We start from the raw sequence: 17,442 nt of genomic DNA, 5'->3' as shown, positions 1-17,442 counted from the left end.
AAGGAAAACAATGGCAGATCTCTCTATCAGCCCCGACGTCATCCGTGACGCGCTGAAGGACTTCGTCGCCGCTTACGAGCCCTCGGGCGCCGCGGCGACCGAGGTCGGCACCGTCATCGACGCCGCGGACGGTATCGCGCACGTCGAGGGCCTGCCCGGCGTCATGGCGAACGAGCTCGTCACGTTCGAGGACGGCACCCAGGGTCTCGCGCTGAACCTCGACGAGCACGAGATCGGCGTCGTCGTGCTCGGCGAGTTCTCGGGCATCGAGGCCGGTCAGCCGGTCACCCGCACCGGCGAGGTGCTCTCGGTGCCGGTGGGCGACGGATACCTCGGCCGGGTCGTCGACCCGCTCGGCAACCCGATCGACGGCCTCGGCGCCGTCGCGACCGAGGGCCGTCGCGCCCTGGAGCTCCAGGCGCCCGGCGTCATGCAGCGCAAGAGCGTGCACGAGCCCCTGCAGACCGGCATCAAGGCGATCGACGCCATGATCCCGGTGGGCCGCGGTCAGCGCCAGCTCATCATCGGCGACCGCCAGACCGGCAAGACGGCGATCGCGATCGACACGATCATCAACCAGAAGGCCAACTGGGAGTCGGGCGACGCCACGAAGCAGGTCCGCTGCATCTATGTCGCGATCGGCCAGAAGGGCTCGACCATCGCGGCCGTGAAGGGCGCGCTCGAGGACGCAGGCGCGATGGAGTACACCACCATCGTCGCCGCCCCCGCCTCCGACCCGGCCGGCTTCAAGTACCTCGCCCCGTACACCGGATCGGCCATCGGCCAGCACTGGATGTACGACGGCAAGCACGTCCTGATCATCTTCGACGACCTCACCAAGCAGGCCGAAGCGTACCGTGCCGTCTCGCTGCTGCTCCGCCGCCCGCCGGGCCGCGAGGCCTACCCGGGCGACGTCTTCTACCTGCACTCGCGTCTGCTCGAGCGCTGCGCGAAGCTGTCGGACGAGCTCGGCGCAGGCTCCATGACGGGTCTCCCGATCATCGAGACCAAGGCGAACGACGTGTCGGCCTACATCCCGACCAACGTCATCTCGATCACGGACGGCCAGATCTTCCTGCAGTCCGACCTCTTCAACGCCAACCAGCGCCCCGCGGTCGACGTCGGCATCTCGGTGTCGCGCGTCGGCGGTGACGCCCAGGTGAAGTCGATCAAGAAGGTGTCGGGAACGCTCAAGCTCGAGCTCGCCCAGTACCGCTCGCTCGAGGCCTTCGCGATGTTCGCGAGCGACCTCGACGCGGCATCCCGCCGACAGCTCGCCCGCGGTGCGCGCCTGACCGAGCTGCTCAAGCAGCCGCAGTACTCGCCGTACCCGGTCGAGGAGCAGGTCGTCTCGATCTGGGCAGGCACCAACGGCAAGCTCGACACCATCGAGGTCGAGGACGTGCTCTCGTTCGAGCGCGAGCTGCTGGACTACCTGCGTCGCAACACGACGATCCTCGACACGCTCCGCGAGACGAACGTCCTCGACGACGACACGGTGGCGGAGCTCGCGAAGCGGACCGACGAGTTCATCCTCGAGTTCCAGGCCGGCAAGGGCCAGGCCATCGGCAAGCCGGGCCACGAAGAGGTCGCAGCCGCCGAGGCGGAAGACGTGAACCAGGAGAAGATCGTCAAGGGCCGCCGCTAAGGCGACACCGGACAGGGACAATGGGCGCACAACTCCGGGTCTACAAGCAGAAGATCAGCACTGCTCAGACGACCAAGAAGATCACGAAGGCGATGGAGCTCATCGCGGCTTCGCGCATCCAGAAGGCGATGGCGCGCGTGCGCGCCTCCTCGCCCTTCGCGCGGGCCGTGACGCGGGCCGTCTCCGCCGTGGCGACGCACTCGAACGTCGATCATCCGCTGACCGTGGAACGCGAGACGATCCGCCGCTCGGCCGTGGTGATCTTCACGTCCGACCGCGGCCTCGCGGGCGCGTTCAACTCGCAGATCCTCCGCGAGGGCCTGGAGCTCGCGCAGCTGGTGCGCGAGCAGGGCAAGGAGCCGGTGTTCTACCTCGTCGGCCGCAAGGCGGTCGGCTACTTCCAGTTCCGTCGCATGCAGAGCGCGGCGGAGTGGACCGGCGACACCGACACCCCCCACTTCAGCACGGCCGAAGAGATCGCCGCGGTGCTGCTGGACGCGTACGACCGCGGCGGCGACGATGGCGGCGTCGACGAGATCCACCTCGTCTACAACCGCTTCGTGAGCATGATGACGCAGTCTCCTGAGACGGTGCGCCTGCTTCCGCTGGAGGTCGTCGAGGCGGAGGAGTCGGCCACCGCCCAGGTGTACCCGCTGTACGAGTTCGAGCCGGATGCCGAGGTCGTCCTCGACGCCCTGCTCCCGGTGTACATCCAGAGCCGCGTGTTCAACGCGCTGCTGCAGTCGTCGGCCGCGAAGCACGCTGCGACCCAGAAGGCGATGAAGTCGGCGAGCGACAACGCCGACAAGCTCATCACCGACTACACCCGCCTGCGCAACAACGCGCGTCAGGCCGAGATCACTCAGCAGATCGCCGAGATCGTCGGCGGCGCCGACGCGCTGTCGTCCGGCAAGTAGCCCGGCGTCCGGCATCCCGCACTGCGCAACAGACCACACGAAAGAGAAGAAGCCATGAGCCTCACCGCTGAGAAGACCGCGACCGCGGTCGGGCGCGTCGCGCGCGTCACCGGCCCGGTCGTCGACATCGAGTTCCCCCACGACTCGCTCCCCGACATCTACAACGCGCTCAAGACCACGATCACGATCGACGACGAGTCGACCGAGATCACACTCGAGGTCGCGCAGCACCTCGGCGACGACCTCGTGCGCGCCATCTCGCTGAAGCCGACCGACGGCATGGTCCGCGGCCAGGAGGTGCGCAACACCGGTGGCCCGATCACGGTTCCCGTGGGCGACGTCACCAAGGGTCGCGTCTTCAACGTGACCGGCGACGTCCTCAACGCCGAGCCGGGCGAGACCATCGAGGTCACCGAGCGCTGGGGCATCCACCGTCAGGCGCCGTCGTTCGACCAGCTCGAGTCGAAGACCCAGATGTTCGAGACCGGCATCAAGGTCATCGACCTCCTCACCCCGTACGTGCAGGGTGGCAAGATCGGCCTCTTCGGCGGCGCGGGCGTCGGCAAGACCGTCCTCATCCAGGAGATGATCCAGCGCGTCGCGCAGGACCACGGTGGTGTGTCGGTGTTCGCCGGTGTCGGCGAGCGCACGCGTGAAGGCAACGACCTCATCCACGAGATGGAGGAGGCGGGCGTCTTCGACAAGACCGCCCTCGTCTTCGGTCAGATGGACGAGCCGCCGGGGACGCGCCTGCGCGTCGCACTGTCGGCACTGACGATGGCGGAGTACTTCCGCGACGTGCAGAAGCAGGACGTCCTGCTGTTCATCGACAACATCTTCCGCTTCACGCAGGCGGGCTCCGAGGTGTCGACCCTGCTCGGCCGCATGCCGTCCGCCGTGGGCTACCAGCCGAACCTGGCCGATGAGATGGGCATCCTGCAGGAGCGCATCACGTCGACCCGCGGTCACTCGATCACGTCGCTCCAGGCGATCTACGTCCCCGCCGACGACTACACCGACCCGGCACCGGCGACCACCTTCGCGCACCTCGACGCGACGACCGAGCTCTCGCGCGAGATCGCGTCGAAGGGTCTGTACCCCGCGGTCGACCCGCTGGCCTCGACGAGCCGCATCCTCGACCCGCGCTACATCGGGGAGGACCACTACCGCGTGGCCACCGCCGTCAAGCAGATCCTGCAGAAGAACAAGGAACTCCAGGAGATCATCGCGATCCTCGGTGTCGACGAGCTCTCCGAAGAGGACAAGATCGTCGTGTCGCGTGCACGCCGCATCCAGCAGTTCCTCTCGCAGAACACCTACATGGCGAAGAAGTTCACCGGCGTCGAGGGCTCGACCGTCCCGATCAAGGAGACCATCGAGTCGTTCGACGCGATCGTCAAGGGCGATTTCGACCACGTCGCCGAGCAGGCCTTCTTCAACGTCGGCGGCATCTCCGACGTCGAAGAGGCGTGGGCGCGCATCCAGAAGGAGAACGGCTGACATGCCGCTCAAGGTGAGCCTCGTCTCCGCTGACGCGGAGGTCTGGTCGGGAGAGGCGTCGCTCGTCGTCGCCAAGACCGTGCTGGGCGAGATCGGCTTCATGCCGGGGCACGAGCCCGTGCTGGCGATCCTCGCCGAGGGTCAGGTGCGCATCACCGAGACCTCCGGCTCGAAGATCATCGCCAACGCGCAGGACGGCTTCCTCTCGATGGAGGGCGACGACCTCACGATCGTCGCCGGCAACGCGGCGCTGATCGCCTGACGACGACTGTCACGCGTCGGCCGGTTCCTCACGGAACCGGCCGACGCGCGTTTTCGGGAGCATGATGCTGATTCTTCTGCCGCCCTCCGAGACCAAGCGGGCCGGGGGCACCCCTGCGCCGCTCGACGTCGCGGGTCTTGCGCTGCCGTCGCTGGCGCCGCAGCGCGAGGCCGTGGTCGATGCCCTCGTGGCGCTGTCCGCCGACGAGGACGCGGCCGTGCGCGTCCTGAAGCTCGGCGCGACGCAGCGCGGCGATGTCGCCGTGAACGCGGCGCTGCGTCAAGGACCCACGATGGCCGCGGTCGACCGCTACGTCGGAGTCCTCTTCGACGCCCTCGACGCGGCGTCTCTCGACGCGCCGGCCCGGCGGTGGCTCGGTGCGCACGTGCTGATCCACTCGGCGCCGTTCGGACCGGTGGGCGCGCTCGACCGCATCCCCGCGTATCGGCTCGGCGCGTCGACCGCGCTGCCGGACGTGCCGCCGTTGCGGCGGGTGTGGGCGGATGCCGTGACCGCGGCGCTCGACGCGCTCGCGCCCCGATTCGTGCTGGATCTGCGCTCGGAAGCCTACGCGGCGCTCGGGCCGGTGCCCGCCGGCATCCCGTCGCTCTATGTGCGCGTGGTCGCCGAAGGGCCCGGGGGTGCCGTACGCGCCCTCAATCATTTCAACAAGCACACCAAGGGCGTGCTGGTGCGCCGTCTCGCCGGCGACCGCCCGCGGGTCGCCTCGCGCGAGGGATTCGTGCGGTGGGCGGATGCCGCAGGATTCCGTGTGCGCGAGAACGCGCGGGGCGAGCTCGAACTGTTCGCCTGAGCGGGTCAGCGCCGGGTGTGCTGCGCGGTCCGCTCGGTGTTCTCGGCGATCGCGATCAGGGCGACGACGGCCTCGATGACGAACCTCAGCAGGACGATCGCGAGGAACGTCAGCACGGGCACGATGATGATCGTGGCGATGAGAGCGCTGATGCCCGCCCCGACGTTGAAGGGCATCACGCTGATGGCCCCGAGGAGGCCGCTGACGAAGTACACCAGGAAGCCGATGCCGATCGCGATGAGGCCGACGAGGTAGAAGACGCTCGCGAGCCGGCGCGTGATGAAGGTGCGGAACGACAGATCGAACAGCGCGGAGAAGAAGCCCTTCCCGACCTGCGAGACGTCGCCTCCGACGGTGGGAACGCCGGTGTCGTCGGGATCGTCCGCCGGCGAGTACGCGGCGCGGGCACCCGATGGCGCGTCCACGGTGCGGGCGGCGTCGGCGGCGGACTGCTCGGGCAGCGGCGGGGGAGTGGGCGCTGCAGGATTCGGATCGCTCATGCGGCTCCTTCGGTCGAGGGGTTGTGCTCAGGGTATCCACCCGGCGCGCGGGGGGCCATCCCCCGAAACCGGGGGTGAATGCTGACAGTTTGCTGAACGCCTCGATAGCATGTGTCGAGCGGGGCAGGGGCCCCGTGGACGTCGAACACGTCCTGCATCGACATTCGGAGGTCGCTCCATCATGTACGACGACGATTACGGCGTCGGGGTCGCGCTCGCGTGGCTCGTGTTTCTGCCGTTCTTCCTGCTCTTCCTGGTGGCTGCCTACGTCATCGGCTCATGGTTCCTCATGAAGATCTTCGACAAGGCCGGTGTGCAAGGGCGCTGGCGCGCGTGGGTGCCGGTCTACAACACGCTGATCTTCGTGAAGCTGGGCGACCTGAACCCGTGGTGGCTGCTGATCCTGTGGGGCGGTGCGGTCGTCCTCGGATGGGTCCCCGTCCTCGGTTGGCTCATCGGCATGGCGGCGTTCGTGTACACGCTGCTGGCTGCGTGGCGCGTCGGACTGAAGCTGCAGAAGGAGGCCGTCTGGCTCATCCTCTACTTCTTCCTCGCGATCGTGTGGCTGGGCATCAACGCGTTCGACCGGTCGCGCTGGAACACCGCGATCCCGGCCGCGCCGTGGGCGGGCAACTTCCTCGCCGACAACACGGTGTGGGCGGGCGTCCCGAGCCAGGTGCCCGCGGGCGGGTACCCCGCGAACCCTGCGACGTCTCCGGCGGGCCAGCCCCCGGCCGGCTACCAGCCCCCTGCGGGCTACCAGCCGCCGGCCGGCTACACCCCGCCGGCGCCGCCCGCGCCTCCGGTCACTCAGCCTCCGGCGGCGACCACGCCGCCCGTGACGCCGCCGCCCGCGGCGCCCTCGGCGCCGGCCGCCGAGCCGCCGGCTACCGAGCCGCCGGCTACCGAGCCGCCGGCTGAAGAGCCGAAGCAGTAGACGACCATCGCCACGGCCCCTCACCCCGCAGGTGAGGGGCCGTGGCGTTCTCGTGCGGCGCGCGCATCGCCGGCACCCCGCTAGCGTGGAGGGATGACCTCCTCCGTACCGCTGCGGCGCATAGGCGCCTCCGGTCTTCTCGTCTCCGCCGTGGGCCTCGGCTGCAACAACTTCGGCCGGCCCGGCACGCGTACCGAGACCATCGACGGCACGCGCGAGGTGCTGGATGCCGCGATCGATGCCGGCGTGACGTTCCTCGACACCGCCGACATGTACGGTCGCGACCCGGGACTGTCCGAGACGCTCATGGGCGAGGCGCTGAAGGGGCGGCGCGACCAGGTCACGCTGGCGACGAAGTTCGGGCACTCCGGTCGCGACATGGGCTACCCGGCATCGGGGGCGAAGGCCTCCCGGACGTATGTGCGGCGCGCGGTCGAGGCATCCCTCTCGCGTCTGCAGACGGAGTGGATCGACCTCTACCAGCTGCACACGCCCGATCCGCACACGCCGATCGAAGAGACGCTCGATGTGCTCGCCGATCTCGTCCGCGAGGGGAAGGTGCGCTACATCGGGCACTCCAATCTCAGCGGCTGGCAGATCGCCGAGGCACACTACGTGGCCGCGCAGCGCGCGGGGGTGCCCTTCGTCTCGGCGCAGAACCACTACAGCCTGCTCGCGCGCGCGGCGGAGCGCGAGGTGCTCCCGGCGGTCGAGCGGTTCGGTCTCGGGTTCCTGCCGTACTTCCCGCTGCACAACGGCCTGCTCACCGGCAAGTTCACGCGCGACCACGCGCCGGCGGACTCGCGCATCATGCGCCAGCGCCGGCACGTGTGGCAGGAGGCGCCGTGGGAGGCGATCGAGGCGTATCGCGCGTTCTGCGACGAGCGCGGCATCACGATGCTCCAGGCGACATTCGGCTGGATGCTGGCACGCCCGCCGCTCGCCAGCGTGATCGCCGGCGCGACCAGTCCCGAGCAGGTGCGTGCGAACGCCGCGGCTGCGGCGGCATGGACGCCGACCGCTGAGGACCTCGCACGGATCGACGAGCTGTTCCCGCTCCCGGAGGACCCCGGCGCGAGAGTCTGAAGCGCCGTCCGGCCTGGCGCGCCCGCGGGCGCGGCGGGGGAAGCCACTAGTATGTGAGGACGCGGGACCGACCGGTCCTGACGCCGCGGACGGGGAGGACAACGCGTGCCCGAGGTATCCACCCAGACACGCACCGTCCCGGTGCCGGGTGGCGAACTCGAACTGTCGTGGGCGGCCGTGACCGACACCGGACGACGCCGCGAGGTCAATCAGGACGCGGTCTTCGCATCGTTCCCGCTCTTCGTCGTGGCAGACGGAATGGGTGGCCACGTCGGTGGCGAGATCGCGAGCGCGCGCGCCATCGAGCGGCTGAGCGCCGTCGCCGACGCCGGCACGGTGACGCCCAAGACGATCGAGAAGGCGCTCGCCCGCGCCGTCAAAGACATCGCGGCGCATCCCGAAGCCACCGATGACGGCACCGGCACCACCGTGACGGGGCTCTTCCTCGACACTTCCGGCGACGCCGCGCACTGGGTGACGCTGAACATCGGCGACTCCCGCGTCTATCTCGTGCGCGACGGGGCGATCATCCAGATCACGACGGACCACTCGGTGGTGCAAGAGCTCGTGGCCGCGGGGCGGCTCAGCCCCGAAGAGGCCGAGAACCACCCGTACGGCAACGTCATCACGCGTGCCGTCGGCCCGAGCGAGGGCGTCACGCCCGACTATGTGCGTCTCGACGTCGTCGAGGGCGACCGCTTCGTGATCTGCTCGGACGGGCTGACCAAAGAGCTCACCGACTACGGCATCCGTCACTTCCTCGACGAGAATCCCGATCCCGCCGAAGCGGTGTCGGCGATGCTCGAGGCGGCGCTCGAGAACGGGGGGCGCGACAACATCACGATCGTCGTGCTCGACGTGGGCCGCACCGCCGGGGCCGACGAGTCCTCCACAGCCGACGACTCCTCCACAGCCGACGACTGAGCGTCGTTCGACGCCGGTTGTCCACATCCGCGATCGTGGGGCGGCGCGCCGAGGGGCGGAAGCGGTGGACTGAGATGTGCTCTCGCTCCGCGACTCCCTGACCATCGACTCGCTCAGCGGGCCGTCCGACGACGAGCCCCTGACGCTTCCGCCGGCCTGGACTCCGCCGCCGCGACCGCCGTTCCCGATCATCGCCGCGATCGTGCCCGTCGTCGGCGCCGTCGCGCTGTGGCTCGTGACCGGGTCGATGCTCACCCTGTGGCTGGCGCTCCTCGGGCCGCTGATCGCGGCGGGGACGATGCTCGACGCCCGGCGCGGCGCACGCCGTGACGCGCGGCGCGCGGCGGCCGAGGCATCCCGCGCCCGGGAACGGGTGTCGGCGGCGGTCACGGCGCGCCACGAGGCGGAGCGTGCGCAGCTGTGGGCGCGGCATCCCGATGTCGCGCGGTTCCTCGCCCGCGACGACGACATCTGGCGCGGCGACCGCGCTGCCGCGCTCGTCGTGGGCGAGGGGGAGCGGGGGAGCTCCGTGCGGGTCACCGGCGGGGAAGGCGACCCGGATGCCGCTGCCGTGCGCCGCCGGGCCGGCCGGGTGAGCGGCGCCCCCGTCGTCGCCCCGATCGGCGCCGGCATCGCCGTGGTGGGCGGCGAGACGGTGGCGGCGGCCGTCCAGCGCGCCCTGCTGCTGCAGCTGTGCCTGGCGCTCGCACCGGGCGAGCTGCGTCTCGTTGGTCCGCTCGACGGCGACCTGAGCTGGGCCGAGGAGCTGCCCCATCGCGCGGCGCACGCGGGAACGCGCCTCGCCGTCGTCGCCCCGGGCGGCCGCGTGCCCGCCGACGCCGACATCGCGATCGCCCGGTGCCGTCCGGGGGAGCCGTTGCCGCCGAGATGCGCCGCCGTGCTCACCGTCGGTTCGCCCGACGCCGCACGACTCGAGCACGGCGGCGAGACGACCCTGCTGCGTGTCGAGGGCGTCGGGCAGGTCCAGGCGCAGGTGATCGCCGCGGAGCTCGCGGCGCGTGCCGAGCGCATTCTCGGCCTGGTGCGCAGCGGTCGCGAGCCGGTCGCGCTGGCGCCGCTGCTCGCGGCGTCGCCCGCCGAGGGCCGTCCCGGGCTGGCGGTGCCCATCGGTGTGGCCGGCGGCGAACCGGCCGTCGTCGACCTCGTGGCGGACGGTCCGCACGCGGTGGTGGCCGGCGTCACCGGCTCCGGCAAGAGCGAGCTTCTGATCACGTGGATCCTGGCGCTGTGCGCGACGCGCAGCGCCGACGATGTGACGTTCCTCCTCGCGGATTTCAAGGGCGGCACCGCGTTCGACGGCCTCATGGCCCTCCCGCACGTCACAGGCGTGATCACCGACCTCGACGGCGCGGGCGCCCGGCGTGCGATCGAGAGCCTGCGTGCGGAGCTGCGCCACCGCGAGGCGACGATCGCCGCAGCCGGAGCGCGTGACATCCACGATCCCCGGGTCGCGCTGCCGCGGCTCGTGGTGGTCGTCGACGAGTTCGCCGCCCTGCTCGGCGACCATCCCGAGCTCCACGCCCTCTTCGCCGACGTCGCCGCTCGGGGCCGGGCGCTCGGCATCCACCTCGTCCTGGGCACCCAACGCGCGGCCGGAGTGATCCGAGAGAGCCTTCTCGCCAACTGCCCGCTGCGCATCAGTCTGCGTGTGACCGATCCGTCCGACAGCCGGGCGCTGCTCGGTACGGACGAGGCCGCGCTGCTGCCGGGAGGGGTCGACGGTCGTGGCAGGGCTCTGGTGCGTCGCGCCGGCGACAGCGCGCCGCAGCAGGTCACCATCGCGCTGTCGGGTCCTGACGACGTCGCCACCGCGTCGGCGCGCACGGGGCGCCGCGAGGCCCGGCGCCCATGGCTGCCCGCGCTTCCGGCTCGCCTGCCGCTCGAGGACCTCGTCGATCGGGCGCGCGACGAGGCCGGCGAGGCGGCGCGACGCGAGCCGTCGCGCGGTCTCGCGGGCGGGGCACCGCACGAGGTCGGCGATCGCCCGCTCCTGCTCGGCCTGGCGGACGAGCCGGAGCGCCAGCGGCAGCCGATCGTGGCCCTGCAGACCGCCGACCGGGCGCTCCTGGTGCTGGGCGGTCCGGGATCGGGCGTCTCGAACGTGCTGGACGTCGTCTCGGCACAGGCCGGCGCTCGCCTGGTGCGTGTGCCGCGCGACCTCGAGGGAATGTGGGATGCCGTGGCCGGGCTCGCCGCGACGCGACTGCCCGAGGGCGCCGTCGTCGTGATCGACGACCTCGATGGGACCGTCCCGCGATTCGCTCCCGAGTATGCGCAGGTGATGGCGGAGCGGATCGAGCACATCGTGCGGTGCGCCCCGGACTCGGGTGCGGTCGTGGTGGCGGCGGCGCATCGGCTCGCCGGATCGGTGTCGCGGCTGGCCGATCTCTTCCCGCGCCGGCTGATCCTCGCCTACCCGACCCGCACCGACCATGCCGCGGCGGGCGGCGATCCCTCCGCGCACGAACCCGGCGCCCCCGCCGGACGCGGACGCCTCGACGGCCGCGTCGTGCAGATCGCGCTGGCGCCGCGAGTGGGGCCTGGTACGCGCCGGGAGAGCGCACCGTGGCTGCCGAGCGCTGCGCTCACCGGATTCGTCGCGCGGAGATCGCCGGCGTGCCGCGACGCGCTGGCGGCGTGGGAGCGCCGTGGCGTCGTGGTGCGCGACCTCGACGCCTACGTCGCCGAGCCGGTCGCCGGCACGCCCGCACCTGTCGTGGTGGTGGGCGAGCCGGACGACTGGCAGCGGCACTGGCGTGTGCTCGCCGATGTGCGGGGCGACCACGACCTCGTCGTCGACTCGTCGTGTGCCGCCGAGCTTCGCGTCCTGGCCGGCTTCCGCGGTGTGCCGCCGTACTGCGAACCCGGCCGCGGACGCGCCTGGTTGATGGGCGCCGGTGCCGATCCGAAGCGCATCGTGCTCCCGGGAGCGGGCGCCGAGGCGCCGGGAACCGGCGCGAACCCCGCCGAGCGTGGCGACCGTGCCGTGTGAAGCGGGCCTGCCCGACAGGAGCGCGTGAGCCGCCGGCGACCGACGCGGAGACGCACCCGGGGGCCTGAGGCCCGCGGGTGCGTCTCCGGCCGCGTCAGGCGAGAACCGCCTCGAGCGGTGCCAGCGCAAGCCCGTGCGCCGTCGCGACGCCGGCGGTGACCACGCTGCCGCCGACGACGTTGAGCCCCGCGGCGAGGGCGGCGTCCGCGCGCAGCGCGTCCTTCCAGCCATGCCGGGCGATCTGGCGGATGTAGGGAACCGTCGCGTTGGTCAGCGCCGACGTCGAGGTGTTCGGCACCGCGCCGGGCATGTTGGCGACGCAGTAGAAGATGCTGCCGTGCACCGGGAACGTCGGGTCGGCGTGCGTCGTCGGATGCGTGTCCTCGAAGCAGCCGCCCTGGTCGACGGCGATGTCCACCAGCACGGACCCGGGCCGCATCCGCGCCACCATGTCGTTCGTGACCAGCTTCGGCGCCTTCGCGCCGGGGATCAGCACCGACCCGATGACGACGTCCGACGAGACGGCGCGGTCGAGGTCGAGCGGGTTCGACGCCGCGGTCCGCACGCGGCCCTGGAAGTGGTCGTCGAGGAAGCGGAGTCGCTGGATGTTCGTGTCGAAGATCGTCACGTCCGCGCCCATGCCGGCCGCGATGTACGCCGAGTTCGCGCCGGCGACGCCGCCGCCGATCACGGTCACGGCTGCCGGGCGCGTGCCGGGAACGCCCGACATCAGGAGTCCGAGGCCGCCCGCGGACCGCATGAGCGTGGATGCGCCCACCATCGGAGCCAAGCGTCCCGCGACCTCGCTCATCGGAGCGAGCAGCGGCAGGCCGCCGCCGGAGAGCTGCACCGTCTCGTACGCGATCGCCGTGACGCCGTCGGCGATCAGCCGTTCGGTGAGCGGGCGGTCCGCGGCGAGGTGCAGGTAGGTGAAGAGCACGAGGTCGTCGCGGAAGTATCCGTACTCGCTTGCGATCGGCTCCTTGACCTTGAGCAGAAGCTCCGCGCGGCCCCAGACCTCGGCCGGGTCGTCGAGCAGCACCGCGCCGGCGGCCTCGTACTCGGCATCCGGCATCGACGATCCCTCGCCGGCGCCGCGCTGCACGATCACCTCGTGGCCCGCCGCCACCAGGTCGTGGACGCCCGCCGGCGTCAACGCGACCCGATACTCGTTGTTCTTGACCTCGGTGGGGACACTGATCCTCATCGCGTGATCCTTTCCGCTCCGCCGTTGGAGCGCTCGGGCTCCTGGTGGGAGCGCCTCTAGAAAGCGGGGCGGATGGCCCCGACATCCTGTCCGCCGCCTGTCACGGCGAGATTCAGCCTCGTCATCGCGGCGTCCACGTCCGCGGAGGCCAATGCGCCGTGCCGCTCGAGCAGCCGCAGCGCGACCGCGGTCGCGGCGCGCCCGCTGCCGTCGAGCATCTTCAGCGCGACCGTGGTGCCGTCGGGTGCGACCATCACCATGACGCCCTCGGCGCCGCCCTTAGCGAACACGCCGAGCTGCTCGATGGCGACCGTGTCGGGGCGGCCGGGGCCGTCGATCGTCCACGGGTTCGCCCGCACCGCCTCGACCATCGCGCCCGCGCTGCGGTGCAGCGCGAACGGCGACGAGGTCGAGGAGTTGCCGATCCGGTGGATGGCGCGCGCGAGCCCGAACAGGGTGATGGCGTACACGGGGGCGCCGCAGCCGTCGATCGCGGTGGCCGAGACCTTCTCGCCGACCAGACGCTCGACGACGTCGCGGATGTGGGCCTGCAGCGGATGCTCGGGCGAGAGGTAACCGGACGGGTCCCAGCCGTTCACGACGGCCGTCAGCAGCATCGTGGCGTGCTTGCCCGAGCAGTTCATGCGGATGCGCTGGGGCCGGCCCAGCTCGCGCACCATCTCGTCGCGGGTGGCGGTGTCGCCCGGCCACGCCGGCGGGCAGGCGAGCGCGTCCTCGCCGAGCTGGGCGGCGGCGAGGATGTCGCGCACGACGGCGACGTGACGATCCGTGCCCGAGTGGCTCGCGGTTGCGAGCCCGAGGCGCTCGCCTTCCAGCGGCGCGCCCGCCGCGAGGCACGCGAGGGCCTGCAGCGGCTTGAGGCTGGAGCGGGGGAGGATCAGTGCGGACGGGTCGCCGAGCTTCTGCGCGATCGTCCCGTCGGCGGCCAGCACGAGGGCGATGCCGGCGTGCCGCGACTCGACGAAACCGCTGCGCTCGACGACGGCGAGCTCGACGGCGTCGGCTGCGGCGAAGGTCTGCGGCACTCCGCCAGCCTACCGCGGCGGGAGGGCCGGTCCCGCATGACAGACTGTGCACATGTGGGGCGAGCATCGATACACCGTCCGGACGACGTGGACCGGTGACCGCGGCAGCGGGACGAGCGGATACCGCGACTACGACCGCGCGGTGACGATCGAGATCGACGGCAAGCCGGCGCTGCTCGCGTCGTCCGACAAGCCGTTCCGGGGAGATCCGTCCCGCTGGAACCCCGAGGACATGCTCGTCGCAGCCCTGAGCGAGTGCCACCTGCTGTCCTACCTGCACGCGTGCGTGCAGGCGGGCGTGGTGGTCGTCGGGTACGAGGACGAGGCGTCGGGCCTGATGGTCGAAGACGGCCGCGGCGGGGGCGCCTTCCGCGAGGTGGTGCTCCGGCCGCGCGTGACGGTCGCCGAGGCGTCGATGACGGATGCCGCTGCCGCCGCCCACGCGCAGGCGCACGAGTGGTGCTTCATCGCGAACTCGGTGAGCTTCCCGGTGCGGCACGAGCCGGTCATCCTCGCGGCCGCCCCCTGACCGCGGATTCCCGCGCGTTCGCGGGTCTCCTGCGGGCGAGGCCGGATCAGCGGCGCTCGTGGGGGAGGACCTGCTTGATCCGCTCGATCGGGTTCTGCGCCGGGACCTCGTTGTAGGCGTTCGCGAGCTCCTGGCCTGACAGGGCGTGGATCGCCGCCATGATCTCGTCGGTCGCGAGGCGCCGTGCTCGTCCGGAGTCGGCGGAGCCGTGGTGGCTGAGATCCAGCGGCGCGCCGAACCGCACCGTCACGCGGTGCTTGAGCGACGGCATCTTGGCCCCGACGGGCATGACGTCGTCGGTGCCGATGAGTCCGACCGGGACCACCGGCGCGCCGGTCTGCAGCGCGAGGAACGCGACACCGGTGCGGCCCTTGTAGAGGCGGCCGTCGAGCGACCGCGTCCCCTCCGGGTACAGCGCGACGGCGCTGCCGTCCTCGAGCAGAGCGCGCTGCTGCTCGAGGGCGTCGAGTGCTGCCTGGCCGACCCCGCGCTGCACCGGGACGGCGCCGATCGCGGTGAAGAACTGCCGCGATGCCCAGCCGCCGAGGCCGGAACCGTCGAAGTAGCTCGACTTCGCGAGGAAGTGCACGGGGCGCGGCGCGGCGACGGGGATCGCGATCGAGTCGATGAACGACAGGTGGTTGCTGGCGAAGATGACCGGTCCGGTCTTGGGCACGTGGGCGCGACCCTCGACGTGGGGGCGGTAGACGATCCGGGCGAGCGGCGCGACCACGAATCGCCCCAGCGCATAGGTGGAGCCCATGCGCTTCACCGGCGGCGAGGGGGGCGCGGAGACGGCGGCGCCGTCGTCCGGGTCGTCGGCTCCGGGCACGAGGTCGGAAGTCACCCGTCGAGGGTACTCCCGATTCCATTCCGGTATCGGCATGGCCGTTCTCAGCGCAGCCAGAGGAAAGATGGGGGAGGATGGAGGCTCCGTTTCCATCGACTTGAGGTTGTCACGTGCGCATTCGCCCGCTCGCCGCCCTGTCCGCCGCCGCACTGACGGCCCTCCTGCTCGCAGGATGCTCGGGCTCACCCGAGGGATCCGGGACGCCCTCCCCTGATGCGACGTCGGCCACCGACCTCTGTTCGGTGGCGGCTCCCGAGGGCGACACTGCCGCGGCGGTCACCGTGAGCGGCGAGGTCGGCGAGTCGGCGACCGCCGAGTTCGAGGCGCCCCTCGAGATCGAGAGCGCCGAGCGCGCGATCGTGGTCGAGGGCGACGGCACCGAGATCCAGGACGGCGACTACGTCTCGTACGCGCTCGCGGTCTTCGACGCGACGTCCGGCGAGTCGCTGCAGTCGGGCGGCTTCGGGGACTCCCCGCTGCCCGCGATGCCGATCACGGTCGGCTCCGGCGCCGACCAGTTCTTCGGGTGCGCAGCCGAAGGCACGCGCATCGTGATGACCGTGCCCGACACGGGCAACGGCGCGCTCGTCTACGTGATCGACGTGCTCGGAGTGACTCCCGCGGCCGACTGGTGCGCCGTGGGCGAGCCGGGCGCCGACTTCCCGTCGGTCGAGTTCTCGGCGGAGGGCGTGCCGACCATCACGATCCCCGCGACCGAGCCGCCGGCCGAGGTCCAGATCGAGGTGCTCGAGGAAGGCGACGGCGACGTCGTCGAGCCGGGCGACACCGTCACGGTGAACTACACCGGGATGAAGTGGAGCGACTCCACCGTGTTCGACTCGAGCTGGGAGCGTGGCGAGCCCGCCGAGTTCCAGACGACCGGTGTCGTCGCCGGCTTCCAGCGGGCGCTGGAGGGGCAGACGGTCGGTTCGAAGGTGCTCGTCTCGATGCCGCCGGCCTGCGGCTACGGCGAGGACCCGGCAGCCCACGAGCTCGGCGCGCAGACTCTCGTGTTCGTCGTCGAGATCATCGAGGCCAAGCCCGCCGAGTAGGGGGCCTCTCGATAGGCTGGCCGGATGCGGCGCGTCCTCATCCTCGGCTCGACGGGATCGATCGGCACTCAGGCCCTTGATGTCGTGCGGGCGAACCCCCGCCGATTCGAGGTGGTGGGTCTCGCCGCGGGCTCGGACCGCGAGACGCTCGGCGCGCAGGCGGCGGAACTGGGTGTCGAGCACACCGCGCTGGGAGCGGTCGAGGCCGAGCAGCTGGTCCGTGACGTCGAGGCGGATGTCGTCCTCAACGGCATCACGGGCTCGGTGGGCCTCGGTCCGACGCTCGCCGCGCTCGAAGCCGGCCGGACGCTGGCGCTCGCGAACAAGGAGTCGCTCATCGTGGGCGGCGAGCTGGTGACGGCCATCGCCGCGCCGGGCCAGATCGTGCCCGTCGACTCGGAGCATTCGGCGCTCGCGCAGGCGTTGCGGGCGGGAGACCGCGACGAGGTCCGCCGGCTCGTGCTGACGGCATCCGGAGGTCCCTTCCGCGGCCGCACGCGCGCGTCGCTCGCCGACGTCACCGCCGACGAGGCGCTCGCGCACCCCACGTGGAACATGGGCCGCGTCGTCACCACGAACTCCGCGACGCTCGTGAACAAGGGCCTCGAGGTGATCGAGGCCCACCTGCTGTTCGACGTTCCGTACTCCGAGATCGAGGTGGTGGTGCATCCGCAGTCGATCGTCCACTCGATGGTGGAGTTCGTCGACGGCTCGACGATCGCCCAGGCCTCGCCCCCCGACATGCGGCTGCCGATCTCGCTCGGCCTGGACTGGCCGCACCGCGTCGCCGGCGTCGGGCGCCCCCTCGACTGGCGGGCGGCGACGTCGTGGACGTTCGAGCCGCTCGACGACGAGGCGTTCCCCGCAGTGCGCCTGGCCAAGCAGGTGGGCCGAGCCGGCGGCACCTACCCCGCCGTGTTCAACGCCGCCAACGAGCAAGCGGTCGACGCGTTCCACGAGGGCCGGCTCGGCTTCCTCGGCATCGTCGACACGGTCTCACGCGTGGTCGACGCGCACGAGGCGCCCGCCGCGCTCACCCGCGACGCGCTGACGGAAGCCGAGCGCTGGGCGCGCGAGACGGCCGACAAGGTCATCGCGGCGGCCTCCTGACCCCTCGGCGGAGTCGAGCGACGGCCGATCCTGGCACGTGGCCGAGA

The 17,442-nt window shown here is 71.5% G+C and carries 16 protein-coding genes; 12 read left to right on the top strand and 4 right to left on the bottom strand.

The genetic code is table 11. The features are described from left to right. Positions 1 to 10: 10 nt before the first annotated feature. The 5 genes from atpA to IM778_RS11320 all read left to right on the top strand — a co-directional run bounded on the left by atpA (position 11) and on the right by IM778_RS11320 (position 5,141). Positions 11 to 1,648 (top strand): F0F1 ATP synthase subunit alpha, encoded by a 1,638-nt coding sequence (gene atpA, locus IM778_RS11340; protein WP_194408995.1) that lies wholly within the window; start codon positions 11 to 13, stop codon positions 1,646 to 1,648. A 20-nt stretch (positions 1,649 to 1,668) separates the two neighbouring features. After that, complete coding sequence (locus IM778_RS11335) at positions 1,669 to 2,565, top strand: F0F1 ATP synthase subunit gamma (protein ID WP_194408994.1); 897 nt, start codon at positions 1,669 to 1,671, stop codon at positions 2,563 to 2,565. A 54-nt stretch (positions 2,566 to 2,619) separates the two neighbouring features. Then, positions 2,620 to 4,065 carry a F0F1 ATP synthase subunit beta gene (atpD, locus tag IM778_RS11330; protein WP_127819472.1) on the top strand — a complete coding sequence of 482 codons (1,446 nt, stop codon included), beginning with the start codon at positions 2,620 to 2,622 and terminating at the stop codon, positions 4,063 to 4,065. Between the two features lies 1 nt (position 4,066). Next, on the top strand, positions 4,067 to 4,327 hold the full coding sequence (locus IM778_RS11325) for a F0F1 ATP synthase subunit epsilon (protein ID WP_019181232.1): 261 nt from the start codon (positions 4,067 to 4,069) through the stop codon (positions 4,325 to 4,327). Positions 4,328 to 4,391: 64 nt separating this feature from the next. Further along, positions 4,392 to 5,141, top strand: a complete 750-nt coding sequence (locus IM778_RS11320; RefSeq protein ID WP_194411842.1) for a YaaA family protein — start codon at positions 4,392 to 4,394, stop codon at positions 5,139 to 5,141. Positions 5,142 to 5,146: 5 nt separating this feature from the next. On the opposite strand, the gene IM778_RS11315 is transcribed toward IM778_RS11320, so the two are convergent. Continuing rightward, the gene (locus IM778_RS11315; protein WP_194408993.1) at positions 5,147 to 5,641 is read right to left on the bottom strand and encodes a DUF4282 domain-containing protein; all 495 of its coding nucleotides are present in this window, start codon (positions 5,639 to 5,641) and stop codon (positions 5,147 to 5,149) included. A gap of 181 nt (positions 5,642 to 5,822) precedes the next feature. On the opposite strand from IM778_RS11315, the gene IM778_RS11310 reads away from it, so the two are divergent. From IM778_RS11310 to IM778_RS11295, 4 genes are all read left to right on the top strand, one after another. Then, positions 5,823 to 6,578: a DUF5684 domain-containing protein gene (locus tag IM778_RS11310; RefSeq protein WP_194408992.1), complete on the top strand. Its 756-nt coding sequence runs from the start codon at positions 5,823 to 5,825 to the stop codon at positions 6,576 to 6,578. Between the two features lie 93 nt (positions 6,579 to 6,671). Continuing rightward, positions 6,672 to 7,664 carry an aldo/keto reductase gene (locus IM778_RS11305; RefSeq protein ID WP_194408991.1) on the top strand — a complete coding sequence of 331 codons (993 nt, stop codon included), beginning with the start codon at positions 6,672 to 6,674 and terminating at the stop codon, positions 7,662 to 7,664. 105 nt (positions 7,665 to 7,769) lie between these two features. Further along, positions 7,770 to 8,588 (top strand): PP2C family protein-serine/threonine phosphatase, encoded by an 819-nt coding sequence (locus tag IM778_RS11300; RefSeq protein ID WP_194408990.1) that lies wholly within the window; start codon positions 7,770 to 7,772, stop codon positions 8,586 to 8,588. A gap of 76 nt (positions 8,589 to 8,664) precedes the next feature. Beyond that, positions 8,665 to 11,601: an FtsK/SpoIIIE domain-containing protein gene (locus IM778_RS11295; RefSeq protein WP_194408989.1), complete on the top strand. Its 2,937-nt coding sequence runs from the start codon at positions 8,665 to 8,667 to the stop codon at positions 11,599 to 11,601. Between the two features lie 94 nt (positions 11,602 to 11,695). Here IM778_RS11295 and ald read toward each other — a convergent pair whose 3' ends face one another. Together ald and IM778_RS11285 are read right to left on the bottom strand one after the other, a co-directional pair. Continuing rightward, on the bottom strand, positions 11,696 to 12,808 hold the full coding sequence (gene ald / locus IM778_RS11290) for an alanine dehydrogenase (protein WP_194408988.1): 1,113 nt from the start codon (positions 12,806 to 12,808) through the stop codon (positions 11,696 to 11,698). A gap of 56 nt (positions 12,809 to 12,864) precedes the next feature. Continuing rightward, positions 12,865 to 13,854, bottom strand: coding sequence for an asparaginase (locus tag IM778_RS11285; RefSeq protein ID WP_194408987.1), 990 nt, complete (start codon positions 13,852 to 13,854; stop codon positions 12,865 to 12,867). A gap of 52 nt (positions 13,855 to 13,906) precedes the next feature. On the opposite strand from IM778_RS11285, the gene IM778_RS11280 reads away from it, so the two are divergent. Further along, on the top strand, positions 13,907 to 14,383 hold the full coding sequence (locus tag IM778_RS11280; protein ID WP_194408986.1) for an OsmC family protein: 477 nt from the start codon (positions 13,907 to 13,909) through the stop codon (positions 14,381 to 14,383). A gap of 46 nt (positions 14,384 to 14,429) precedes the next feature. Here the strand turns inward: IM778_RS11280 and IM778_RS11275 are convergent, their stop codons facing one another. Beyond that, positions 14,430 to 15,146 (bottom strand): lysophospholipid acyltransferase family protein, encoded by a 717-nt coding sequence (locus IM778_RS11275; protein ID WP_228484840.1) that lies wholly within the window; start codon positions 15,144 to 15,146, stop codon positions 14,430 to 14,432. A gap of 197 nt (positions 15,147 to 15,343) precedes the next feature. Between IM778_RS11275 and IM778_RS11270 the strand changes: the two genes are divergently transcribed. After that, complete coding sequence (locus IM778_RS11270; protein WP_194408984.1) at positions 15,344 to 16,285, top strand: FKBP-type peptidyl-prolyl cis-trans isomerase; 942 nt, start codon at positions 15,344 to 15,346, stop codon at positions 16,283 to 16,285. A 24-nt stretch (positions 16,286 to 16,309) separates the two neighbouring features. Then, a complete protein-coding gene (gene dxr, locus IM778_RS11265; RefSeq protein WP_194408983.1) occupies positions 16,310 to 17,395 on the top strand; it encodes a 1-deoxy-D-xylulose-5-phosphate reductoisomerase in 1,086 nt (361 codons plus the stop codon). Positions 17,396 to 17,442 lie beyond the last annotated feature (47 nt).

Origin of the sequence: Microbacterium cremeum, assembly GCF_015277855.1 — a bacterium.
In the GTDB taxonomy this organism is placed as follows: Bacteria; Actinomycetota; Actinomycetes; order Actinomycetales; family Microbacteriaceae; genus Microbacterium; species Microbacterium cremeum.
This window is presented reverse-complemented; position numbering and strand designations above follow the sequence as displayed.